Annotated in this window: 20 protein-coding genes; 3 read left to right on the top strand and 17 right to left on the bottom strand. The window is 54.8% G+C overall.

Going from position 1 to position 23493, the window contains the following annotated elements; all coding sequences use genetic code 11:
- From icmH to PCI15_RS00910, 17 genes are all read right to left on the bottom strand, one after another.
- On the bottom strand, positions 1-1200 hold the full coding sequence (icmH, locus tag PCI15_RS00990; RefSeq protein WP_271272509.1) for a type IVB secretion system protein IcmH/DotU: 1200 nt from the start codon (positions 1198-1200) through the stop codon (positions 1-3).
- Between the two features lie 6 nt (positions 1201-1206).
- Positions 1207-2529 (bottom strand): type VI secretion system baseplate subunit TssK, encoded by a 1323-nt coding sequence (gene tssK, locus PCI15_RS00985; RefSeq protein WP_271272508.1) that lies wholly within the window; start codon positions 2527-2529, stop codon positions 1207-1209.
- A 13-nt stretch (positions 2530-2542) separates the two neighbouring features.
- Positions 2543-3040, bottom strand: a complete 498-nt coding sequence (gene tssJ / locus PCI15_RS00980) for a type VI secretion system lipoprotein TssJ (RefSeq protein WP_271272507.1) — start codon at positions 3038-3040, stop codon at positions 2543-2545.
- Positions 3040-3978: an FHA domain-containing protein gene (locus PCI15_RS00975; protein ID WP_271272506.1), complete on the bottom strand. Its 939-nt coding sequence runs from the start codon at positions 3976-3978 to the stop codon at positions 3040-3042. Before PCI15_RS00975 ends, tssJ begins: the two co-directional genes overlap by 1 nt.
- Positions 3975-4703, bottom strand: a complete 729-nt coding sequence (locus tag PCI15_RS00970) for a substrate-binding periplasmic protein (protein ID WP_271272505.1) — start codon at positions 4701-4703, stop codon at positions 3975-3977. The genes PCI15_RS00975 and PCI15_RS00970 overlap by 4 nt, the downstream gene beginning before the upstream one ends.
- A 116-nt stretch (positions 4704-4819) precedes the next feature.
- Entirely contained in the window at positions 4820-7423 is a 2604-nt protein-coding gene (gene tssH / locus PCI15_RS00965) for a type VI secretion system ATPase TssH (protein WP_271272504.1), read from the bottom strand.
- Between the two features lie 11 nt (positions 7424-7434).
- Positions 7435-8388 carry a type VI secretion system baseplate subunit TssG gene (locus tag PCI15_RS00960; RefSeq protein WP_271272503.1) on the bottom strand — a complete coding sequence of 318 codons (954 nt, stop codon included), beginning with the start codon at positions 8386-8388 and terminating at the stop codon, positions 7435-7437.
- Positions 8379-10157 carry a type VI secretion system baseplate subunit TssF gene (gene tssF / locus PCI15_RS00955; RefSeq protein ID WP_271272502.1) on the bottom strand — a complete coding sequence of 593 codons (1779 nt, stop codon included), beginning with the start codon at positions 10155-10157 and terminating at the stop codon, positions 8379-8381. Before tssF ends, PCI15_RS00960 begins: the two co-directional genes overlap by 10 nt.
- On the bottom strand, positions 10150-10578 hold the full coding sequence (gene tssE / locus PCI15_RS00950) for a type VI secretion system baseplate subunit TssE (protein WP_271272501.1): 429 nt from the start codon (positions 10576-10578) through the stop codon (positions 10150-10152). The genes tssF and tssE overlap by 8 nt, the downstream gene beginning before the upstream one ends.
- Complete coding sequence (gene tssC / locus PCI15_RS00945) at positions 10575-11999, bottom strand: type VI secretion system contractile sheath large subunit (RefSeq protein WP_271272500.1); 1425 nt, start codon at positions 11997-11999, stop codon at positions 10575-10577. The genes tssE and tssC (PCI15_RS00945) overlap by 4 nt, the downstream gene beginning before the upstream one ends.
- A 67-nt stretch (positions 12000-12066) precedes the next feature.
- On the bottom strand, positions 12067-13548 hold the full coding sequence (tssC, locus tag PCI15_RS00940; RefSeq protein WP_271272499.1) for a type VI secretion system contractile sheath large subunit: 1482 nt from the start codon (positions 13546-13548) through the stop codon (positions 12067-12069).
- Complete coding sequence (gene tssB, locus PCI15_RS00935; protein WP_271272498.1) at positions 13545-14051, bottom strand: type VI secretion system contractile sheath small subunit; 507 nt, start codon at positions 14049-14051, stop codon at positions 13545-13547. Before tssB ends, tssC (PCI15_RS00940) begins: the two co-directional genes overlap by 4 nt.
- 22 nt (positions 14052-14073) lie before the next feature.
- Positions 14074-14598, bottom strand: a complete 525-nt coding sequence (locus tag PCI15_RS00930; RefSeq protein ID WP_271272497.1) for an Hcp family type VI secretion system effector — start codon at positions 14596-14598, stop codon at positions 14074-14076.
- 58 nt (positions 14599-14656) lie between these two features.
- Positions 14657-16024 carry a type VI secretion system protein TssA gene (locus PCI15_RS00925; RefSeq protein ID WP_271272496.1) on the bottom strand — a complete coding sequence of 456 codons (1368 nt, stop codon included), beginning with the start codon at positions 16022-16024 and terminating at the stop codon, positions 14657-14659.
- Positions 16025-16218: 194 nt separating this feature from the next.
- On the bottom strand, positions 16219-16518 hold the full coding sequence (locus tag PCI15_RS00920) for a PAAR domain-containing contractile injection system baseplate protein (protein WP_271272495.1): 300 nt from the start codon (positions 16516-16518) through the stop codon (positions 16219-16221).
- Positions 16519-16539: 21 nt separating this feature from the next.
- A complete protein-coding gene (locus PCI15_RS00915) occupies positions 16540-17091 on the bottom strand; it encodes a DUF6931 family protein (protein WP_271272494.1) in 552 nt (183 codons plus the stop codon).
- A gap of 2 nt (positions 17092-17093) precedes the next feature.
- The gene (locus PCI15_RS00910; RefSeq protein WP_271272493.1) at positions 17094-19163 is read right to left on the bottom strand and encodes a type VI secretion system Vgr family protein; all 2070 of its coding nucleotides are present in this window, start codon (positions 19161-19163) and stop codon (positions 17094-17096) included.
- 314 nt (positions 19164-19477) lie between these two features.
- Between PCI15_RS00910 and PCI15_RS00905 the strand changes: the two genes are divergently transcribed.
- From PCI15_RS00905 to PCI15_RS00895, 3 genes are read left to right on the top strand one after another with little or no spacing between them, the layout of a single operon-like run.
- Positions 19478-20263 (top strand): hypothetical protein, encoded by a 786-nt coding sequence (locus PCI15_RS00905; RefSeq protein WP_271272492.1) that lies wholly within the window; start codon positions 19478-19480, stop codon positions 20261-20263.
- Entirely contained in the window at positions 20260-22401 is a 2142-nt protein-coding gene (locus PCI15_RS00900; RefSeq protein WP_271272491.1) for an MFS transporter, read from the top strand. Before PCI15_RS00905 ends, PCI15_RS00900 begins: the two co-directional genes overlap by 4 nt.
- Positions 22392-23408 (top strand): ABC transporter substrate-binding protein, encoded by a 1017-nt coding sequence (locus PCI15_RS00895; protein WP_271272490.1) that lies wholly within the window; start codon positions 22392-22394, stop codon positions 23406-23408. Before PCI15_RS00900 ends, PCI15_RS00895 begins: the two co-directional genes overlap by 10 nt.
- The last annotated feature ends 85 nt before the right edge of the window (positions 23409-23493 follow it).

The following is a 23493-nucleotide window of genomic DNA, read 5'->3' as shown; positions in this document are numbered from 1 at the left end:
CTAACCTCCTATTCCTGTACTGCGGAAAATAAAGGCATCGCTGACCCCTTCTTCACGAACGGTTTTCATCAGGCTCAGCGCCGCCGTACGGCTGGCGGTCGGCAACAGAATCCGGTAACGGCCTTTCCAGTGCTGAATAACCGAGCCACGGGCACTGAAATTGTATTTATCGACCCGGGACTGCGCATCCGCCGGGCGCAGGAACGACCCGACCTGAACCACCCACACAGGCGTGGCGCCTGCAGGTGCAGGTTTACTGACCGGCTGCGGCGGCGGTTTCGGGACAGGTGCAGCAACCGGCTTGAGTTCATCATCGGTACTGACGTACACTACCACGTTATCGTCATGACGCTTTTGCAGCTTGTCGGTATATTCCGCCAGCTTGCTGAAGCCCTCAGTACGGGCCGCATAGGTATCCTTGTACCAGAATGACAGTCCTACCCAGGTGGCTGCTATCGCAAACATAAACAGCACCGCCAGCCACAGGAACGGCATCTGGCCGCCCGGACGGGGGCTGCGCCGGGGTCTGGCCGGCTTTTCGGTATGCAACGGAATCTGCAATGAAGGTGCCTGAGTATCCCGCAGCACGCTCTCAATCTTGTAGTAGATACCATCAATATGCTTCTGGCCCTGCAGGTGATACTGACCCTTAAAGCCAATTTTCAGCAGCACGTAGATAACTTCCAGCATATCCACCAGCAGATTCGGCTGGCTGAGGGCTTTTTCCACCACTGCGTAGAACTGCTCACCGCCGTCACGCATGCCGAACAGCTCACTGAGCAGGGTCTGGTTTTCCCAGCGACACTCTTCGTTCCAGTCACAGTTGAGGATGAATTCATCCAGTACGATACAGAACAGGAAACAGGTTTTATCCGCCACGGATGCTGGGTAATCAAGCCCGGCGATGCGCTGTTTCAGGTCGGTAATGGCGTTCACCAGTCCCTGTCGGAAACGGTGCATGTCATCCGGCCGGGACATCCGCTGCACACTGACACACAGCGCCAGCGCCTCAGCACAGGCATTGAGTAACGGGTTGGGATACTGGCTGAACTGCTGCAGCTGCTGAATATTCTGCAGCTGGTATTTCAGTGCCGGGGCATTTTCCAGCGGGATTAACGGACGTGACTGATCCGTCGCCGGGCTGACAGTATCAGCCTGACGGATATTTACGGTGAGTTCGTCCAGGTAATCCTGAGTCATACAGGCTTAATCCAGCACATACAGCTTAACGCTGATGTCCGGAATCCGGACATCCACATGCAGCGCCAGCGGTTCACGTTTTTCCACCAGGCTCTGCCAGTAAGGATGATGGGTATCAATTTCGATATAGGCTGCATCAGATTTGGATTTCAGCTCACTTGGCGCCACCGGCATCGGGGTCAGGGTCACACCGGAAAGTGCGTTACGCACCACTTCAGCGATCTGCGAAAGGCCACACAGCTTACAGGCACTTGGCACCAGTTGAGACAGCGCTGCACTGCCAATACTGGACTCCACACAGAGAATAAAACGGTGGCCACTGAGGTTACTGATATCCGCCACAGAAGCACGCAGCAGACGGCGTTTCTCGAACAGACGGGTATCCCACGGGAATTCCAGTACGCTGTCTTTCTGTACCACCGACAGCTGCTCCCGCAAACGGGTAAACAGCGGCATAAAGCCACGGTGCATGGCATCGTACTGCAACGAGACCAGCGGTTTGGCAATGGCTGGCACGAAGCTGTTCAGCTCCGCAGAAAGGGTCGCCAGCTGCAGATAGACTTCGCTGGTCAGGGTCTGTGGATTATCCAGTGTATGGGTCAGCCACGGAATCCAGCGGTTCAGGGTCTGCAACCAGAGGTATTCACGCAGCAGGCTCTGTTCGCTCATGCTTTGCTGGCCATTCCCGATCCGCTGCTGCACCATGCTGGCACGGGTTTCAATCAGCACCTGCAGCTCCTGAAGGCGCTCAGTCAGCAACGCAGAAGCACCATAGTGCAGACTGGCGGGAATAAAGCGCTGATCCAGAATCACAGCACCGCTTTCCCGACGTTCCAGAATGCGGGCCACCGGGATCACCGTCAGGCCGGTGGTATCTTCCCCTTCCAGAATCAGACGGATATTCGGCCGGGCTACTCTGGCATCAATGCTGTTGGTGCTGGCATCCGAGGTATCAAACAGGGTGATATCTTCCACCAGATGCCGGCGTTTATCCGCCACCGGGCCGTATTCAACTTCGCCGTCCACCACCAGTGGCAGGGCCAGAAATACACTTTTATTGAGGGTATTTTCCGGCACATCCAGCAACAGTTCGTGGTTACTTTCAAAGTAGGTATGGTCCGGGAAAATGCCTTTGCAGACGGTAACAACGATTTTACCGATTTTCAGCCGTTCACGGTCGATCTGCAGCTCACACAAACCATAACCGTCATGGCCGGCGGCTACCGCATACTGCTCTGCATAGTGGCGGTAATGTCTGTCCTGCTGCTGAAAATGCTGCGGCGAGATAAACATGCCTTCCTGCCAGACTACTCTTTGCTGTCGTCTCACGTGGTACCTCTGCCTAAAATATCGTCTGCCACCAGGATTTCTCAGGCTGGATTCCAAGACTGACCCGCAGCCCGGCAACCTCTATTCTGAATTCCTGATCTTCATTGTCTTCATCCAGCTTCAGCAGCGCCCGGCTGACGGCATTCTCATATTCGGAAAACTCGGCCAGCACCGCCAGATAACGGCTGCGAAAATGTACATCTATACTGATTTGCTGCTCCGTTGCCGGCAGCACCGGGTCCAGATACAGGGTATCCACCAGTGAACTGGCCAGCACCTGCTGATCATTCTGATACAGGTCGAGAAAGGCAGCGTTACGGAAGGTGCCCGCTTCAGTCAGCTGATACAGGCGCAGCACCACCGGATGGGCGTTTTCACCCCCATAGGGGTTCAGCTGGCCGGCAGTATTAATGTGCAGGACCCGGCTCACGGGCGGCGGCGTTTCCTGGGGCGTGGAAGATGAACAGGCTACCAGCATCAGCGCCAGCAAACTTACCCACAGGGCACGCATTATTTCTTCCTCCGCAGTTCTTCCATAAACAGCGCAGTAAACTGCTGATGGAATTCATTACGGTCGCGGCGGCGGCTGAACTGCTTCTTATAGAGCCGCCAGTATTTCTTGTCCCGGCTGCCCCAGCCGGAGGTATATTCGTCAAACATGCCTTCCAGTTGCCCCGGTTCAAATTCTTCCAGAAAACGGTCCAGCGTTGCGCCCAGGCATTCCAGCAGTTTGTCCTGCCCGTACATGCCCATCTGCATCTGTTGCTGTTGTTGCAGGCTGTGCTGCAGCTGCTGAATACTCCGGCTCAGCTGCGCGGTGTCACCACCGGATTCCAGATCATCGCTTTCAAGGGTGACGATGTCTGTCGCCCGGAACGGGTCCGCATTCAGTTTAGGTTCCGGGGTTTTCAGCTCAACGGTGTCATCAAACGGATCATGGCCGAACTGATCATCAGCCATAACGTTTTCCGCAGAGAAAGCGGCCTCTTCCGGGGCCTGAATATCATTGCTGTGAAGGTCATCCAGCGATGTGCTGAATTCATCAATCTGCAGATTATCCACAGAGAACACCGGCTCACGGCGCTGTTCAGTGACGACCACCTCTTCCTCGACAGTATCGGTCAGGAAAGGCACCATATCGCTGAGCAACAGGGTGTAATCACCCAGTTTGAGAATATCGCCGTCACTGATCTGCTGAGGGATACCCCGGTTGAGAGGCTGCTGGTTCAGGGTTGAACCGTTAACGCTCAGGTCCGTCACCTGAAAGCTGCCCTGTGGCGAAAGATCAATCCGGATATGTTTGCGGGACAGTTTACGGTCAAAGTCCGGCAGCACCAGAGTACAGTCATAAGCACGGCCAATCGTGCCGCCATTGGCAGGCAGGATCACTTGCCGGCTGGGAACCTTCTCGTTTTCTGGCACTTCAACCAGTTGGATGCTTATCGTCATGATTCACTCTTTATACACTGAACCAGAGCAGCGTTGAAGGCATTGAGAAAGTTTGGCCGCTGATGCAAAAATGTTTTTGAAAAATGCACGCTAAGATCCCGGACTTTATAGGGAATCTTCTTAAACCGCTGAGGAGTTACCCCCTGATTTTCCATCGCCAGCTCAAAGACATCTTCATATTCCAGCGCCACATCCACATCGCCGTTACGCAGCATCCGTAACAGCGCTTCGGCATCCTGTGGTTTCTTCACCACGTTATAGCCGTTCTTCGCCAGAAACAGCCATTTGGAGGTATTAAATTTAGCCCCGTAGCGGGCCTGATCCTTCGCCGCTTCGCTGGTGACATCCAGCTCGACATTCGGCGCCAGATACCAGCTCAGCGGTACCGAGATCACCGGCGCAGACGGCACCGCATAACGGGCCCGGGAACTGTTCGGCGAACCGGAAAAGAAACCATTAAACTGATTGGTTTCCACCAGCAACTGGGCCCGGTCCCAGCGCATCAGATGCAGTTCGTAAGGCTGGCCCATTTCCCGCAGGGCACACTGTACCCGCTCGATGGCCTGGCCCTTTAACTGCCCTTCTTCAACCATCTGGAACGGCGGCCAGCTCTGCGTGGCCAGCCTGATCCGCTCCTGCGCCTGGGCAGCCGCCGGCAGCAATATCACAAAGATACTGAAGAGGGCGGTAAACAGGGCTGTAGACGGTTTTTTACGCATAGACATATTGTGTTTGCATTGCGCATCTCTGGCAAGGCCCGGGACGCGCAAACTGCTTAGGAAACCGGCACATAGGTGCAATTTCTGGCAATTGTTATGCAAACAGTGGCTCTCCGCAGTCCTTAATCGATGGCCAGCTGCAGGCTGCCCTGCTCAACGCTGACTTTAACCGCATTAATGGTCTGGCCTTCGCTCAGACGGGTAATGCACTGCTCCGCCAGTTGCGGCATCAGTGAACGGTTAATAATTTGCTCCACTGCACGGCCACCGGTGGTCGGGTCAGTGTTACGGGCCACCACCAGATCCAGCAGTCCCTGATCCCAGTCGAAGCTGGCGTTGTACTGCTCAAGCAAACGTTTACGGATGCGCTTCAGGCTGATTTCAGTAATCTGCATCAGCTCATCCGCATTCAGCGGGTAGTACGGCACCACGGTGGTCCGGCCCAGGAAAGCCGGTTTAAAGAACGCTTGCAGATCAGGGCGGATTTGCTCCACCAGCTCGGCATTGTCCAGTCGGGTTTCATTGGCATCGCAGATATCACAAATCGCCTGATCCGCCGCGTTGGAGGTCATGATGATAATGGTGTTTTTGAAATCAACTGTGCGGCCTTCGCTGTCTTTGATGTGGCCCTTATCGAAGATCTGATAGAACAGGTCATGAACACCCGGGTGGGCTTTTTCCATCTCATCCAGCAGCAGTACCGAATAAGGATTGCGGCGAATGGCTTCCGTCAGCACGCCGCCCTCACCAAAACCGACATAACCGGCCGGAGAGCCCAGCAGCATGGAAATTTTGTGCTCTTCCTTAAATTCGGTCATGTTGATGATGGTCAGGCTGTCTTCACCGCCGAACACCTGATCCGCCAGCGCCATGGCGGTTTCGGTTTTACCCACACCACTGGGGCCACACATCAGGAATACACCGACCGGTTTACGGTTATCTGTCAGCCCGGCCCGGGAAATCCGGATGCTCTTGGCCAGCTCGTTAATGGCGGTTTCCTGACCGATAACCCGCTTGTGCAGGTCATCTTCCATGCTCAGCAGCTTAGCGACCTCATCCCGCAGCATGTTACCGACAGGAATGCCGGTCCAGCTGCTAATCACCGCAGAGATCACCTGCTGATTCACCAGCGGTACCACTAACGGGTCATCTCCCTGCAGGGCTTCCAGCTGGTCCATTAACTGCAGCATCTGTTGCTGCTGTTCAGCGCTGACATGATCTTCTGAGTAGGCGGTCTGAATCTCGCTCTTGATGGTGCGGATCTGCTCAACCAGTTCCAGTTCCTGTTCCCAGCGGGTTTGCAGGGCTTCCAGTTCAGCATTCATTTCAGCGATCTGGCCGTTCAGCGCTTCAATGGAATCCGCGCCGGTGGTAAATACCGCCTGCTCGGTCTGCTTGGCACTGCGTTCGTTATTCAGGTAACGGATTTGCTGTTCCAAATACTCAATGGTTTCCGGCTTGGCATTCTGGGTCAGTGCAATCCGGGCACAGGCAGTGTCCAGCAAGCTGATCGCCTTGTCCGGCAACTGCCGTGACGGCAGGTAACGGATCGACAGGTTTACCGCTGCTTCAATGGCTTCCTCGCGAATGAAGACGCCGTGGTGTTCACTCAGGGATTCACCGATACCCCGTAACATCTGGATGGCGTCTTCCGCACTGGGTTCGGCAATTTTCACCACCTGGAAGCGGCGGGTCAGGGCCGGGTCTTTCTCAAAGTATTTCTTGTATTCCGCCCAGGTGGTCGCCGCCAGCGACTTAAACTCGCCCCGTGCCAGCGCCGGTTTCAGCAGGTTAGCCGCGTCGTTCTGGCCTTCCGCACCGCCGGCACCGATCAGGGTGTGGGCTTCATCGATAAACATGATGATCGGGATAGTGGAGTTCTTTACTTCGCTGATGACGTCCTTCAGGCGATTCTCAAACTCACCCTTGATGCTGGCACCGGCCTGCAGCAGGCCCAGATCCAGCGAGTGCAGCTCAACCCCCTGCAGGGCCGTCGGCACTTCCCCGGCGACAATGCGCAGGGCCAGACCTTCCACCACCGCGGTTTTACCGACACCCGGCTCACCCACTAAAATCGGGTTGTTCTGGCGTTTACGGCACAGCACATCAATGGCCTGACGCACTTCATCATTTCGGCCGGAAATCGGGTCGATCTGACCGTCACGGGCCTGTGCTGTCAGGTTTACGGTATATTTATCCAGCGCTCCGCCCGCAGCCGGTGCTCCGCCTGAAGCCGCCGGGCTGCTGCCACCGGCCGGTGCTGCTGTGGTCAGTTTGGCAACCTGTGACTGCAGCGCCTCCAGCGATACGGTTTCCAACGACTTAAGCGCCAGTTTCTTAACCCCGAAGTGATCGGTCTGCAGCATCGCCAGCACCAGATGGAGGCTGAGGATCTGCTGATGACCATAGTCCACCGACGCCATCAGCCAGGCCGACTCAATCAGATCACTGATATTCTTGCTCAGGGTTGGCTGGCCTTCACTGCCTTTTGGCAGGGCATTAATCCGTGCGTTCAGCTCACCCAGCAGTTTTTCCTGATCCAGATTCTGGGCGCTGATCAGTTGCAGCAAATGGGTATCTTTTAAGGTCAGCAACTGTACCAGCCAGTGCTCGGTCTCAATGGCGGGTACCTGCTGATTCATCGCAGCACCGGCAGCCTGTTCCAGAGCATTTTTTAAGCCTGTTTCCAGCTTGGCAACCAGATTTCCCAGTTTCACCTGTGACATATGCCTGTTCCTTATACTAAAAGTATTTTTCGATACTCATCAGGCTGTGCCTGAGGAGCTAAACAATTCGCTTCGCCGAGCCGCACGCCTGTACGCCGGTCGGCGCTCAGTTGCGGCGCGGATATAAATGCCCGCCTGACATGCAGGTAGAGGCGCAGGTCGTTACTGTCCCGCAGATAGGCATGACACACCTCCCGCAATCGCCGGGTCAGCTGTATATCATCCTTAAGGGCCAGAAACTCAGCTTCACTGCGGGGCTCTATCAGCACCTCTAAGCGCTGACAGTGGAGCGTACCGACCTTACCCAGCAGCATCCCCTGCCCTAACTGGCTGTTCGCCCGCGGCCCGCCGCCCAGACGGGTCAGGGATGAGGCAGGCAGTCTGTGCCGGGTGCTTCCCCCCACACGGACCTGAACCGACAGTTCAAAATAATCTTCCAGCAACTGTTTTAAGCCGCTGAGGCTGCGGGCTTTAAGCCCCAGCAGAATGCTGTAACCGAGCAACTCAGCATCATCACCACTGTGCACCGGCAGCGCGGCCAGCTTACTCAGCGCCTGCCGCTGGCTGACCTGGTTCGGCAGAGCACTGCTCAGCTGTTCCTGTTCGTCCTGCAGCAACAGGTTTTGCTGCTCCAGCGAGCGTTGTTTCAGCTGCAGGAAACGGTGGTTAAAAATATCCAGAAATTCGCTTAATGCATGATCATCCTGATGCAGGCTGTCCAGCAGGGCTTCGTACAGATAATCCGGTAAAACCCCTTTAACCCCGGACAACGCCTGCAGTCCGAGGCTGATCTTAAAATCACGCCCGTGCTGCTGAATGCTCTGTACTTGGTGGGCATAGCCTTCCGGCATCGGTTCGGCACGCAATTGCACCTCCGCCTCCGGCGCCATGCTGCGTAACAGCCGGATAGCCTGCAGAAAATCAAAGCGTTTAGGCCGCTGCAGCGCGGTATCCATTACAGACATAACTGGCTCCCGTGCATCCGGGGAAAGGTCTGCCGGAAACGGTCATCGCCAAAGTGACTGACATCTACTTCAATAAAACGGTCATAACTGCAAAACTGCATAAACAGGCCGTTGAGTACCGCGGCAAAGACCGCGCTCTGGCCGCTCATCACGGCGGCATCCAGCACCACATCCACCCGGGTGCCGGCCGCAAATATGTTCTGCCCGCAAATCGTCATCGGAGCTACCTGCTGTCCGTAACTGACGTCTTTAATGCTGTCCGCCTGCCGGCAGGTATGGCGGTGATTACACAGCGACAACACTTCCTGCAACGCGGCCGTGGGGTCGTCGGTTTGCAGCAGGGAGGCAAAATTTGCATTCAGCAGGGCAATAAACCGCCAGTTAAGGGATTCATCCAGCACCGGATAATGGGGCGCACTGGGCGCGCGCAACACTTTCAGCTCACCGGGAAGATCAATCGCTGCCTGACTTTCAGCCAGCGCGCCGGCCCTGATCACACAGGGATGACGGCCATTGCAGCACCACAGATCCAGCGCCAGCACGATGCGGTCCTGCTGTAAGTCTGAGTTTTGGCAGCTGATCGTCAATTCCATGTGCCGCTGGCCGGTTTTATTCCAGCGCTGCACGGTTTGCCACTGACGGGCATCCACCGGCTGGCGATAGCTGCTTTTGTACAGCGGACGCAGGGGATATTCACCGTCGGAGTGAATTTCCCGCACGCCATCAACCGCCACCACTTCCACATTGCTGTCCGCTTCGCTGTCGGCCATCACCGGCACACTCAGGCGGGAAAAGTCGTAGCTCATCGGTTCGCCGGGCTGCTTAAACAGATTCAGTGCCGGCACCGTATTCAGGCTGAACACGTCGGTATTAAAGAGGCGTAAAAATTCTGCGGGCAGTTCCCGCACATATAGGCTCAGCAGTAATTCTGAGGTATCCAGCCCGGCCATTTCATTGCCCAGGTCACTGATCCGGAAATAGGCGGCTTTGTCAGGGTAGGTAAAGTAATCCCGCAGCATATCGAAGCCGCCGAACTGATTGCCGTAACGGGGCAGCCAGTTAAACTGCGGATCAGCAATCCGGCTGTTCATGCGGCTAACATCCACACTGCGTTGCTGCTGCTCGCTGACATCAGACAACACTACCGCTTCGGTCTGGGTCAGCAGTAATTCAATCAGGCTGGCGGAGTTCTGTTCAAAACCCCGCACATAAAAATCAAAATGCCCGGTATCCAGCTGGATAAAACTGGCTTCCGGGTCCGCACAGCTGATCCGCAACTGAATCACCGCTTCAGCATTGCGCACGCTGGCAGGCTTATTCACAAACGGCGCGGTCTGGGCGGATACTTCGGTCAGGCTGTAGGGCTGAATATGCAAGTCATCGAGGGTGGTGAAACGGCACTGTTTACCGTCCGGTGTCGCAATGGTTACCGGGCTTTTCGCCGGTAAATGCACCGCTTCGCTGAGATCTTCAGCGGCGGCATCCAGTTGCAGCGCGCAGTAGCTGGGCAGTATCTGGTTATACCCCGGATACAGGGTCGACAGCAGCCCCTGCACAATTTCCGGAAAACGGTTATCCAGCCGTTCTTCGGTCTTGGCGGTCAGTAACGCCATCCCGTCAATCAGACGGTTAATGTTCGGGTCTTCGATGCTGTTCTGGTCGATATGCAGCTTGGCCGCCTGCTCCGGATGGCGCTGGGCGTAGGCCGTCATTGCCCGGCGTACATACGCCAGTTCGCGCTCGTAATAGCGCAATAACTGATCAGACAATATCCTGCCCCTCTAAATCCACTTTCTGGTTCGCCAGGCTGATGTTCGAGTCAAATACCAGCGAATGCACTGTATCGCCGGTGCGTAAGGTCGCCAGTAACGAAAATTCGATAGAGTTCGACTGAGCCTTACGGTCAGACACTTCCACGCTGACGCTTTGCAGCCGCGGTTCAAATGCTTTTATCCAGTTGGCCAGTTTGCTGGCCAGCTGATCTTTATTAATCTGGCTGCTGATCGACTGCAGGCAGTCCACGCCATAGCGCAGGTTTGAGCTGTCCAGTTCCGGCAGTCGTTCACCGAATGGTAACAAGGGGGCTTCTGATTCCAGCAGGCAGGTAAGCTGATGCTGGACCGATGCCAGCAGCGCCTGATGTTCATCCTGATAATCCTGATCCGCCAGGAAGCTTTCCCAGAAACTCATGCCATCACTCCGGACTGCAGGTCAGCGCCTTCGCCCAGATCGGTGGCCAGCACCACTTCGCCAAAAAAGTTATCGAACTGGTACTGGGGCTGTAACACCACTTCACAGCTAAAGCGCCCCTGACTGCCATCCACTTCTTTGATCTTCAGATCGGACTTACGTAACGGATAGCGGGCCAGTGTGGCTTCATCGCCATCGGAAATATTGCTGCAGTAGTTATCCAGCCACTGGCTGAGAAACAGCTCACACTCAGCAGCAGTACGGAAGCTGCCGATCATGCCGCGGATCTGCACCTTCAGATAATGGGCGATCCGGCATACCATCAGCGTCGTCTGCAGCTGGCAGATCACCTTATCGGCATCACCGGTGCGGGACTTCCATACCGAGTTATTGCCATAAAAATAAAACTTATCAGTCAGGCTGCTCTGGGCCAGCGGCACAAAGCCCTGTTCACTGTAAAAACTCGCTAAACGGCCAAACAACCGGACGTCGGTTGCCGGCTTGTTCAGCGGCGAGTTCTGCATCGCATTCGGTGGCAGGTTCAGCAGTGAACCCTGAAATTTATCCTGCCAGCGGGATTTCATAAAACCGAACCAGTTTATCCGGTTATATTCACGGATAATGACGCTGGCAAAGGCAAAAGCAGCGTTGCCCCAGAGGCCCGGTTTATCCCGCTCAGGTTCATCAAACACAAAGCCGATGGGATGATTTTCATAGGCGTCGCGCAACTTCACCTGCGGCAGCACCAGCCCCACAAAGCGCGCGCCGACGCTGTTGCGCAACTGTTGCCAGCCCACATAGTCAGGGCCTTCGAGAATTTTGCCGATTCGCTGCGTATCCGACAGCCAGTCAGCGCCCGGATAGCCGAAAAAGTCTTCCGCCGGTGCCAGCAAAAACGGACACAGGCAAATTGCCCCCAGTTGCCCCAGTAACTCCAGGGTGTAGAGGTCGTCGTAATCATCATCAAAGTCCATTTCCATGGCCACCTGATGATCAATCACCATCGCCCCGAACGGCTTACCGCCCAGGGTATTTAATTCTTTATTACCGATTTTGTTATACAGGCGGCTGTGCTTCAGGCTGGCAGAGCTGTTGATATCTCTGGCGGTTTCACGCCAGCTCATATCCAGTAGCTTCACTTCCACGCGCTGATAGTTCACCGGCAGGGTCACCAGACTTTGCAGGTTGCGCCAGCGGGCCTCCAGCCGGGAGAACTCGTCATGGTGCATCACTTCCGCAAGCTGGCCGGACAGTTGCTGATCAAGCTCAGCAATCAGGCGGTTAAGCCCGGACTTTAAACTGGCACTGCTGTGCAGACACGCCTCATCCCACTGACCAATAAGTGCCAGTGCCCGGGTGAGATAGTCGTCCTGTTGCGGATCGAGTACGTTGAATGCGTCTTGCCAGTCATTTTGAAACATAAGAACACAGGGCCCGCCCTAAAGCGGGCCCGGTTATCGGCCTTATAAACTCAGATCACCGGGAACATCAGCCCGGAATCTTGGTTACCATACGAACAGAGGTAGTCAGCTCTTCCAGCTGCAGCCATGGGCGCAGGTGAGCGACTGCCGAGTAAGCACCCGGGCGGCCTGGCTGTTCAACCACTTCAATGCGGGATTCACACAGTGGCGTCTTGGAACGCTCTGTATTACCGACCGCACCGGAGTTGGTGTACTGGTCGATCCAGGTTTGCAGGTCGCGCTGCACGTCGTTGGCTTCCAGATTGGAACCCAGCATATCGCGGCCCATTACCTTCAGGTAATGCGCAATGCGGCTGCTCGCCATGATGTACGGCAGACGGGCAGAAATCGCCGCGTTGCCGGTGGCATCCGGATCGGTATAAGTCTTAGGTTTCTGCGTGGTCTGGCCACCGATAAAGACACCGTAGTTGGTGTTCTTGTAGTGAACCAGTGGCAGGAAGCCCAGATCGCTGAGCTCTTTCTCACGCTCATCGGTCAGGTTAACTTCGATCGGGCACTGCTGTTGCAGATCACCGGCATCGGACTGATAGGTCAGGTTTGGCAGATTTTCTACCTTACCGCCGTTGTCCATACCACGGATCGCAGTACACCAGCCAAACGCAGTGTGTGCCTGCGTCATTTTCAGACCCATGTCGTAGGCAGCGTTAGACCATACCAGTTGGCTGTTATCGGTCGGACGCGGATTACCCACGGCATCGGTACCCAGCTCTTCGTAATTGAAGGCATTGGTACCCAGACCTTTGTCGCCGTATGGCAGACGGGCCAGTGTGCGTGGCATGGTCAGGGCAACATAACGGGCGTCATCGCTGGCACGGAATGCATTCCACGCGGCATAGGCCGGGGAATCAAAACCGGCCGCAACCGGCTTACCTTCATCGAAAGTTTCGAAGCTGTTGAATTCGAACATTTCCGGATTCGCAGCGGCGATGAACGGTGCATGGCTGGCAGCAGCGGTTTCACCCATGTAGCGCAGCAGGGCAACGTCTTCGTCTTTGTGTGAGAAGTTGTAATCACCGATCAGCAGGCCATAAGGCTCACCACCGGCGGTGCCGAACTCACGCTGGTACAGGGCTTCGAATAACGGGCTGCGGTCAACCGCCGGCGCGTCTTCAAACTGATCCAGCAGCTCTTCTTTCTGGAAATCCACCATGCGGATTTTCAGGCTCTGGCCCAGTTCACTTTCTTTCACCAGCTTGTTCAGACCACGCCAGGAGCCTTCCAGTTGCTGGAAATCGTCCTGCTGCATGATGGCAGACAGCTGACGGGACATCTGCTTGTCGATTTCGCCAATGGCTTTTTCGATGGTCAGGGTCAGGTTCTTATCCCATACCACTGTACCGCTCAGGGCCTGTTCGGCCAGCACGGAGAACAGTTCTTTGGTGGTATCTTCAGGGGTCTGGGTCGTGGCAGCAATGGCACGGTCCAGAAAGCTGCCTTCTTCGGCGGCTGCAGCGCCTGCGGCGCCAGAGCTTAACTGTTCTTCACTCATGCGTCGTCTCCTTTCGCTTCAATGCCCAGTTCAGATGACAGTGCATTGATGGTGTCGGCACTTTGCAGTACTTCTTTCAGCAGTTTTTCCAGATCACGGGAACGGTCAGCTTTCGACAGCAGGGTCTTCAGCTGGGCACGGGTATCGGCCAGTTTCTGCAGGGCATCTACCTGGCTGACAATGGCGTCCGGCTCGAAGCTCTTCATGGAATCGAACTTCAGTTCAACACCGATCTGGCTTTCATCATCTGCCAGAGTGTTATCCACTTTCAGTTTCAGCTCCGGACCGACCCGCTTCATGACACTGTCGAAGTTATCTTTATCTACCTGGATAAAGCTACGGTCTTCGACTTCTTCGCGGTCTTCTTTGTGGGCTGAAAAGTCACCCATCACTCCAACAACCAAAGGCAGTTCCTTGGTTTCGACCGCTCCGTTTGTTTCAACATCATAGGTGATGCTGACACGGTTTTTGCTTACGCGTTTATGTTGTGAATTTAAGGCCACAATTCAACCCTCAAAATTTTGATTAAGACGCTTTGGATTCAAGCTTCGCAGTGGTCACATCGTACTTAACGGTATCACCCTTCTCGATCTTACCGCCGTCTGTTTCGCGGTAGTAAACCTTGGTGATCGTGGTGTACGTCAGCGACATGGATTCGCTTGGCAGAGATCCGTCAACGCAGCTGATGTTGTAGTTGGAAATACGGGCTTTTTCCAGCGTGATGATCATATAAGGATCAGCACCGTTACCTTCACGGGAAGGCTTGGTCAGCAGTACTTCTACGGTTTTACCTTCAGCGCCCGGTGCGAACAGGAAAGTACTCAGGTGTGGCGTTGCACCGTCAGACTGACGGGACAGGTTCAGCTCACCCAGTGCAACCATGCCCTGGTCAGCGTTGTTGGCGTTACCAACATCAACGCCTACACCACGCACAGCACCCCAGGAAACGTTATCGATAGCGAAGAAACCTTTCTTACCACCGATATCACCGATTGTTGCCGCACCTTTAATGTCATCCAGACCATCGATTCGCATGTAAATAGAAGCCATTAGGACTCTCCTTCGGATATAAATGACCGCTTTTGCGGCCGCAATAAATTAAGCAGAATTACCATTCAAAACTGGAAATATTCTGCGTCGTTGTCTGTTCTGCCGGCGGTTCTGCCGGCGTCGGTTCACTCGCTACAGCCTGACTGTTGTCCTCAGCAGGCAGATTCACCTGCGTGACGGCACTTACCGGACTCACTGGCGCAACACCAGTACTGCCTCCCGGTATGTCAATTCTTTCGTTGTTTTCTAACCCGGCCATGGTTTCGATACGGGCCATAACAGAGGCGTTGTCACCCACCATCTCAGCCAGTAATTCAGGTAACGGCAGATAGCCCCAGCGAATCGCCCGCTCGATCAGCATATAAACAGGGCTGTGGGGTTCGGTCTGACGGAAGTAATCCGCTATCTGACGCAAATTCTGGAACGCCTGATCCCGGGACTGAATCGCGCCGGCAACGTCTGTCAGTGCGACCGGTGCCACCGCCTGAACGGCGACGGCAGGCTGGGCCGGTGCATTACCTGCAGCAGGCTGCTGCACGGCTGCAGGGGCTTGAGCTGCCGGTTGCGGTGCTGTTTGCGTCACCGTTTCAGCCACAACCTCTGCCGGTGCTTCAGCAACCGGGTCCAGTGGCCACGGGGTCAGTTGGTCTTCCAGCATAAAACGTAAGGCATTCAGTAACTGATCGAACAAGCGTAGCAGGAAGCTGAAGTTAACCGGCTGCACAGCCACCGCCTGGCACTGTTCTGCAAACAGGTCCCGCAGGGTTTCCAGCCGGGCTTTACAGCTGGCCAGCGCATGCAGGGTATCAATAACCGCACTGCGCTCAGACGTCAGCAACTGCTGCGCTTCAGCCTTCACTTCGCCCAGGCTGCCGGCACGTTCGGCACTGAAATAACGGGCATAGGTAATATCGCCGATCAGCGGAATATTCTGCAGTGGCATAAAGAGCAAACCACTGTTGTCGCTCTCCCCCAGCAGCTGTATCAGCGGCCGGGTACGAAATTCTGTCCACTCGCTTGCCTGGCCGGCTTCATCATCGGCTTTAAGCTTTTCCACAGGGGGACGGGGGTGCATCTGGTCGCCATACTCTGTCACCACCTCAACAAAGGCCTGCAGGGCTTTATCGAGACTGGCCAGCGGGGTGCGGCTGAAGATTCTGGCGGTGGTCAGCCAGCAGAGGATTTCCACATCTTTCGAGGTATTGATCAGGGTATCCTGACACTGATCAGCAAGGGCCTGCCAGCAGTCACCATTGAGGTTCTGCAACTGGTTATCCACCATAGCTTCCGGAGATTCCATCAGCTGGCGATACGCAGACTGGGCCTGATTAAAGGTATTTCTTAATGCCCGGTATACCGCCCGGTTACCTTTCAGGTATTCACCAACGGCCGAACTTTCCGAGACTGGCGCTGATAAGTTTTCCATCAGAATCCTTATTCAATTGACGACTTAGCTTATGTACGTGCTACAGCGTCGATATAACATACACAATAACCCTGAGTGCTTCTAGGGCTAATTACTCACTCTGAAACATGTGTTGCAAGAGTATGTGCCTGAGCTGAAAATTGTCTGAAAAAACAAGCCTTAAAATGATTTTTTATAAATTAATGCCATTTTTATCAGCCGCCAATCATAACAGTTGGGCAACCCAGCACAATGGAGCCACCATGGGCGGTGGTATCGCCCATTCTGGCGGCCGGTTTACCCCCGACCATCACCGTGGCACTGCCTTTGACAATGCTGTCTGGCGGGCCGACACAGACACAGCTGTCACCCAGCCCCACCGCCGGTAAACCACCGATCAGAACCGTGGGCGCCCCTGGGCCGATAACCGGACCGCCCACATGGGGAATCGGTACCACCGCCGGGGTTTGCATCGGGCAAACGTGCATATCGGTTAAACGTGCTGCCAATGTCATTCTGCTATCCTCCGTTCCGACTCAGCGCTCACCCCGGGCCAGTTTCAGCGCCAGCTCGGTCACCCGGCCGTTATACGCGTCTGCTTTATCCCATTCAGGCAATGCTGCTGCCATATTAATCGCCCCGGCCGCTGCTTTGGCGTAGAGAAATTCCGGCGGTAACACCTGTGGCTGATCAAGCGCCGCAATGCTGCCACTGCCATTCCAGAATACCGCCTGGGCCAGCCAGCCCGGCGCACATTTCAGCTCCAGCTTCTGCACATGCTGTTCCGCCAGACGGCGGCTGGCTTCATCCGGTTCTTTAAACCAGCGCAGGCAGTCTTCAATGGCCAGATTCTCATCATCGCTCCAGTGTTTGCTGCGAATCTTCAGCGCCTGACAGGCCAGCCAGAGGGTTTCACGCATCGGCAGGGCATGGCAGAAAAACGTCATCAGTTCGATATAAAGCTGCTGGTCCTGCAGGCTTTCTATCAGGGTTTGCGGGCTTTCCTGTTCCAGCGCTTTTGCTTCATCTGCAGGTTCATAACGCTGCAAAATTGGCTGACAGCTTGCATAGGGGATTTTCTTCAACATATTCAGTTAACCATTACGATGCCGCCTTTCACGGTCGCCATTCCTGATGCTGTTAATTTCGCCTCTGCGGCCCCGTTTACTTCCGCGGATACCGAACCTTTCAGCGTGGCCATCAGACCTTCTGCGTTCAGCTGCGCACCGGCTTTCAGGTTCATGTTGGCGGATGACTTTATGTCTACCGACGCTGAACCTTCCGCCGCCAGCTGCGCGGTTTTAATGTTCACCTTAGAATCACCGCTGATACTGATTTCCGGACTCTTAATTTCAATTTTGGAGCTGCTCATGGAAATCTTGCTGCTGCCCACGATCAGTTCCAGCGTATCGTCAGCGCTGAATTCAATCTTCTTGGAAGTCCCGCTGATCGCATCTTTCGCCTGCAGGGAATATTCCTTGTCTGATTCCAGTTGGATATTCTCTTTGGTGGTCAGGCTGTAATTCGCTTCGCCGGTAACGCTGATATCTTTTTCAACGCTGACTTTCTTCTCTGCGGTGACTTTCTCTTCCGCGTTATTCAGCACTTCCACCAGCATGTCTTTGGCGGCATGCAGGTAGAGCTGTTCGTTATCCGCTTTATCATCGAAGCGCAGCTCATTGGATTCACCCTTCAGCTGGGTTTTAATCCCGGACTGGGTGGTATTGGCCTGTGGATAAGGCGGCTTATTCTGGCTGTTAAACAGGCTGGCAGTGACCACCGGCTGATCCGGATCACCGTTCAGAAAGCTGATAATCACTTCCTGTCCGGCCCGGGGAATGAACTGGCAACCATAGCTGCTGCCCGCCATTGCCTGAGCAACCCGCACCCAGCAGCTGGTTTTATCCCCTTCGGCCTCTTCATCCCAGTGGAACTGTATCCGGATCCGACCCTGATCATCGCAGGCCGGCTCGCCTTCTTCTTTACCGGCAACGACAGCACTCTGTAACCCCTGTACCTGCGGCTTCGGCAACCCCTGCGGGTAGTGCAGATGCCCTTGCGGTACGCAACTGAAGTCCGCTTGCAAACTCAGGCTGTTATTACGTTCAACGCTGACCAGATAGGTCACATTCACCAGCAAATAGTCATCCTGCTGAGCGCTGTCCTTATGTGCGGCCAGCTGCAGGTAGGTACCGCTGCACAGGTCTGTGTTCTGAGTATTGGCCTTTATCAGCTGATATTCAGTATCCCGCTGGGCCCGGTAGCATTCCACCAGCGCGCTGCTCAGATCATCCATCTGCCCGGTGACACTGTCCGCCGGGTAGCGTGATTCAGTAATTTTGCTGTTACCCGCCAGCTTAAACTTACTGCTTTTGGCGCTGCTGCTGACCAGTTTGCTCTGGTTATAGTCGTAATTGCCCAGTTTGATACTGCTGTTATGGAACCTGAACGCCGGGGACCAGTTCGTCACCACATCGTAATCGCCGCTGGGGGCGCTGGCATCATCCAGCGTCACTTTGTCGCTCTTATCAAACGGTTTGGCGGCATCATGCAGTATCAGGGTATTGGAATCGGCATCTTTACCGAAACAGAAATGCACCCCTTCTTCAGCCAGCAGGCGACGGACAAAGGCCAGATCGGTTTCATCAAGCTGCAGGCAGTATTCACGCTTCGCAGAAGGCATCGAATCAATTTTATACTGGCCCTTAAAGCCCAGTTCATCAAAGATCTCACTGACAATCGCCTGGGTCGTCATATTCTGAAATACCCGGCGTTTGCTGCTGTAAGCCAGTAACGCCAGCCAGGGTTCCATCACAATCCGAAAACCCGGTTGCCGCTGGTTATCGGCATTCAGTAATTCAACGGCAGTCACCACCCCTTTAAAGGTACGCAGGGCGGTGCGGTCGCTGCCCGGATGCTGGAACAGTTCACAGGTGAATACCTCTCCCAGCCAGGCTGAAGGATCGGTTTCCAGGCTCAGCAGATCCGCCTCAACCTTACTTAACACTGAAAGGCCGTTGTGGCATTTCAACTGTGTTGCAGCATAACCGTTACCTTGATGGTCGGTGACAACCAGATTACTGCTTTGCGGATCGCTTAACACAGCCATCGTGTGTTCCCCTTCATCTTCAATGATTGCTGAGATAGTAAACCGTGGCACATGTTTTTCATACCACCGCTGCCGGCCCGGCTCTGCGTCTCAGTCATATTGTGAGACTGCATTTTGCAGCTCTGGCTGAAAACAGCATGAAAGAACCGCCTGATAATTTTGCCCGTGAACGACAAAAAGCCTGATTTCTGTTGTATCACAACACAATGCCCCGGATTTACTGCCCTGCAGCACGACACCTGAGCGGACGATTATTCCTCACTTTGAGTAACAGTGATATATTTACCCGTCATTTTTGACATATTTTGAATAATGGCCGACCCTGTACCGCCGGTTTCGGGGCAACTTCTGCGGATCTGTAATTAATGCGTGTATTTCTTGAAGTCCATCTAAAGCTGATCGCCACTATCTGGGCCATCCTGATAAGTGTTCTGGCGCTGTTGCTGCTGATGAATACCATTAAGTTCTCCGGCCTGATGTCTGCGGTGGTGTCTTCCAAGCTGGAAGTAGTTACCGCGTCCATCGAGCGGTCCGTCATCAAGGCGGAGCAGCTCGGCCTGCCTCTGCAGGAGATGAATAACCTCAGCGACTTACTGGTCCGGGAAAAACACCGTGACCCGCAAATACGGGCAATTCATGTGGTTGACCGCCACGGTAATCCGCTTTTTTCCAGCGAATCCGCCGCCCTTAGCGTGACACCGGACAGCCTCCTGATCCGCCGGGCACTGTTCAGCGAAGAAGCCGCCTGGCGACTGGATGAAGAACATGCTCTGTATACCGGCCTGCAGCTGTTTGATGCCACCGGCGGCCTGACTGGCAGTATCATCATTGATTACGATAAGTCCCGTTATGCCGCTGATATTTTGCGGGTGAATGACCGGTTACTGATGATGACGCTGGCGGTATTTCTGGTGTTTGCCGTGTTTATTTTTCTCGCGGTACGGCTTGGCTTCGGCGAGGTCAACGCGATCTTCCATCTGTTGCATGCCCAGCGGGATGAACACGCGCCGCCGCAGCCTGACAACATGAAGACCGACTCCCTTTCTTATCAGTTTGCCCGCCAGATGGAACAGCGGGAAAAAATCAAATCCGGTGTCGAGCAGGAACTCAGCCAACTGGTCAGTCCATCTTCCGGAGCTGAGCACAAATGAGCAATACCACCCAGGGGCTGGCAACTTTCGTTAACCGCCGGCTGTTTATTATTACGCTGATAAGCACCTTTCTGGCATCGCTGATCAGTGCGGTCTACGCCCTCACTGAGTTCAACATGGCGCTCAAGCCACAGTTACTGCAGAAGGCCAACCTGATTGCTGAAGAGGTTCAGAATGATGTGCGTCTGGCGGTCGGGGTGGGCATTCCGTTCGGACAGATCAACGGACTGGATGAATACCTTGAAGACCTCAGCCAGAAATATTCTGAACTGACCTATATCGCCGTGAGTAACACCGCGGGGGATATCATCTATCAGGGCGGGGATATCAGCCAGCTGGTACAGCCGCTGTCGTCCCATAAAACCCTGTTTACAACCTCCGACACGGTCGTTCCGCCGGTAGAAAGCCTGCTCAGCGGCAGCGCTGATTTTTTCCGCATGCTGCTGTCCGGCAGTGACAGTCAGTCAATGGAGGGGTATTACCTGCCCCTGACCCAGCAGGAAGTTCGCTATGGTTCCGTGCATATCGGCCTCAATGACGGTTATATCCGCAGCCAGCTGACCAATGTATTTTTCGATCTGGCCATTGTACTGATCGCCGTATTGCTGGTGTCTTTCGAACTGATGATGGTACTGGTGATGTTTTATGTTTCCGGGCCATTACAGCATTCGGAAAAACTCCTCACCCGTCAGGCTGAAGGTGACTTTTCCGTACAGCAGAACCAGCAGCAAAAAGGCATTATCGGCTTCTTTGTGAACCGGATGAATCAGGATTCCCGGGCCATTCAGAATAATTTTCAACAGGTTTATGACCGTGCCATTGAACAGAAAGACGAACCCGGCACCGTCGAGAAACTGCGTCAGTTAGCAAAACGTTTCAGCCTGCAGAAAGTCTTTACCGAAAGCCGCGGCAGCATCATCGATGCCCGGATTCCGCTGTTTGTGTTCTCCTTCGCGGAAGAACTGCAAAAATCATTTATGCCCTTATTTGTCGCGGAATATTACCAGCCGAACAGCTGGATCAGCCGGGATATCATGATCGGCCTGCCGATCTCCGTATTCATGGGTGTCATCGCCATCATCACCCCCTTTGCCGGCCGCTGGACCGACCGCTACGGCTGCAAACGGATCTTTATGGTTGGTCTGATTCCGGCCATCTGCGGGTATCTGATTTGTGCCTTTGCCAACAGTGCTGAAGCTATCATCGCCGGACGGGGTGTCACTGCCGCCGGTTATGCGGTAATTACCATCAGTTGTCAGGGGTATATGGCAGCCCTGCTGACCAAGGAAAACCGCGCCAAAGGCATGGCGGTATTTGTCGGTGTCCTGATGACTGCTTCTATGTGCGGTACCGCGCTGGGTGGCATCATCGCCGACCGGATCGGCTACCAGCCGGTGTTCGTTCTGGCGGCAATGCTGGCGCTGGTCGCCGGTGCACTGGCCTGGGTAATGCTCTGCTCTGAAGTGGGCTGCAACGAGAAACCGGCCAATACAGACAAAGCAGCGGCGGCAGCACCGGAACAGGCCCGCGGCCCGAAAGCTTTGATCCGTAACTACCGCTTTGTGGGCATCATTCTGTTCTGTGCCATTCCGGCAAAAATCATCCTCACCGGCTTCCTCTACTATTTCGTCCCGGTGTACCTGATCACACTGGATGCCACCCAGGCTGAAATCGGCCGGATCATGATGATTTACGCACTGATTATTATCTTCCTCGGCCCCACCGCTTCACACATTGCCGACCGCAGTAAACACATGATTGATCTGGTGGTATTCGGCACCGTGCTTTCCGGTGCAATCTTACTGTTACTCAACGGCGATGCGGATGTTCTGACCGTTCTGATCTCGGTCATTCTGATGGGTATGGCGCATGCCATTATCAAAGCACCGCTGATTGCCGCCGCGCTGGAAGCGGCCGAATATACGCCGGATGTCGGCCGTACCACAGTGTTGAGTGTTCTGCGCACCTGCGAACGGATCGGCAGCGTCATCGGTCCGCTGTTAGTCGCCGCCCTGCTGGTGTTTTACGATTATGGTGCCGCGATGGCCATTATCGGTGTCGGCATTATCGGCATCGGCTGTTTTACCGGGGTTTATTTCCGGCGGATGCGCCGCAGGGAGGCCAAAGCATGCGCATAATTACCCGTTACTGCATCGCCCTGACGCTGTTAATCAGCAGTACGCTGAGTGCAGCGGAAGCTTTCACTGCCGCTAATCCGGCGCAGGTCTATATGGTGGTCTGGCGGGGCTGTGAAGAAGCCTGCGAGGGCTTTAAACAGTACATCGCTGACAACCGGCTCCCCGTGGAGCTGACCATCCGCGATGCAGCTAAAAATAAAGCCCGCCTGCCCGGCTTTATAGAAGAAGCCCGGCAATTGCAGCCGGACCTGGTAGTCACCTGGGGAACCAGCGTATCCAAAGCCATTATTGGCCCGGCCAGCGGGGCGGATGCACAGCAATATCTGCAGGGCATTCCGTTGCTGTTTATGATTGTCGCCGATCCGGTGGGTGCCGGCATTATCAAGTCTTATACGGACAGCGGCCGTCCGCTGGTTACCGGTATCCGCAACCGGGTTCCGGAGCAAGTACAGCTGAGTGTGCTGCAGGATTATCTGGACGCGAAACGTATCGGTGTGATCTATTCCGGCAACGAAGCCAACTCCGTGCTGAATACCCGCAAGCTGGAAAGTCTCGCCCAAGACATGAACTTCGAACTGATCAGCCAGACCTATGCGCTGGGCCCCGACGGCCAGCCCGTGCCTGATCAGCTGGACAGCATCATGGCGGAGCTCAAGTCCGCCGGTGCCGACGCGGTGTATGTAGGCTCCAGTTCTTATAACCGGCAGCACCGCGATGAGTTTACTCAGGCCGCCAACCGCCATGGTTTACCCGTTGCCAGCGCCTACGATGTGATGGTGACCCGCTCTGACGGTCTGATCGCGGTTGCCAACCGTTATTACAATGTGGGACGGCTGGCGGCCAACCAGGCCGAAAAAGTACTCTTTGGTCAGCAAACACCCGGCGACCTGCCAATTGCTTCTCTTAACCGTTATTCCATTTTTATCAACATGCAGGTGGCCCGCCAGCTTGAGCTGTACCCGCCGATTCAGTTGTTAAAAATTGCCGAGCTGGTGAATGTCGATTAACGCCGGAGTCTGAACTATTCTTTTTCCGACGGGGTGTTTTCCCCTATTAATTACAGGGCTTTAATCCTCTGTCAAAACCCTATGA

Origin of the sequence: Aliamphritea hakodatensis (genome assembly GCF_024347195.1) — a bacterium.
GTDB lineage: Bacteria > Pseudomonadota > Gammaproteobacteria > Pseudomonadales > Balneatricaceae > Amphritea > Amphritea hakodatensis.
The sequence above is the reverse complement of the archived record's forward strand: the minus strand, read 5'-3'. Positions and strand labels throughout refer to the sequence as shown.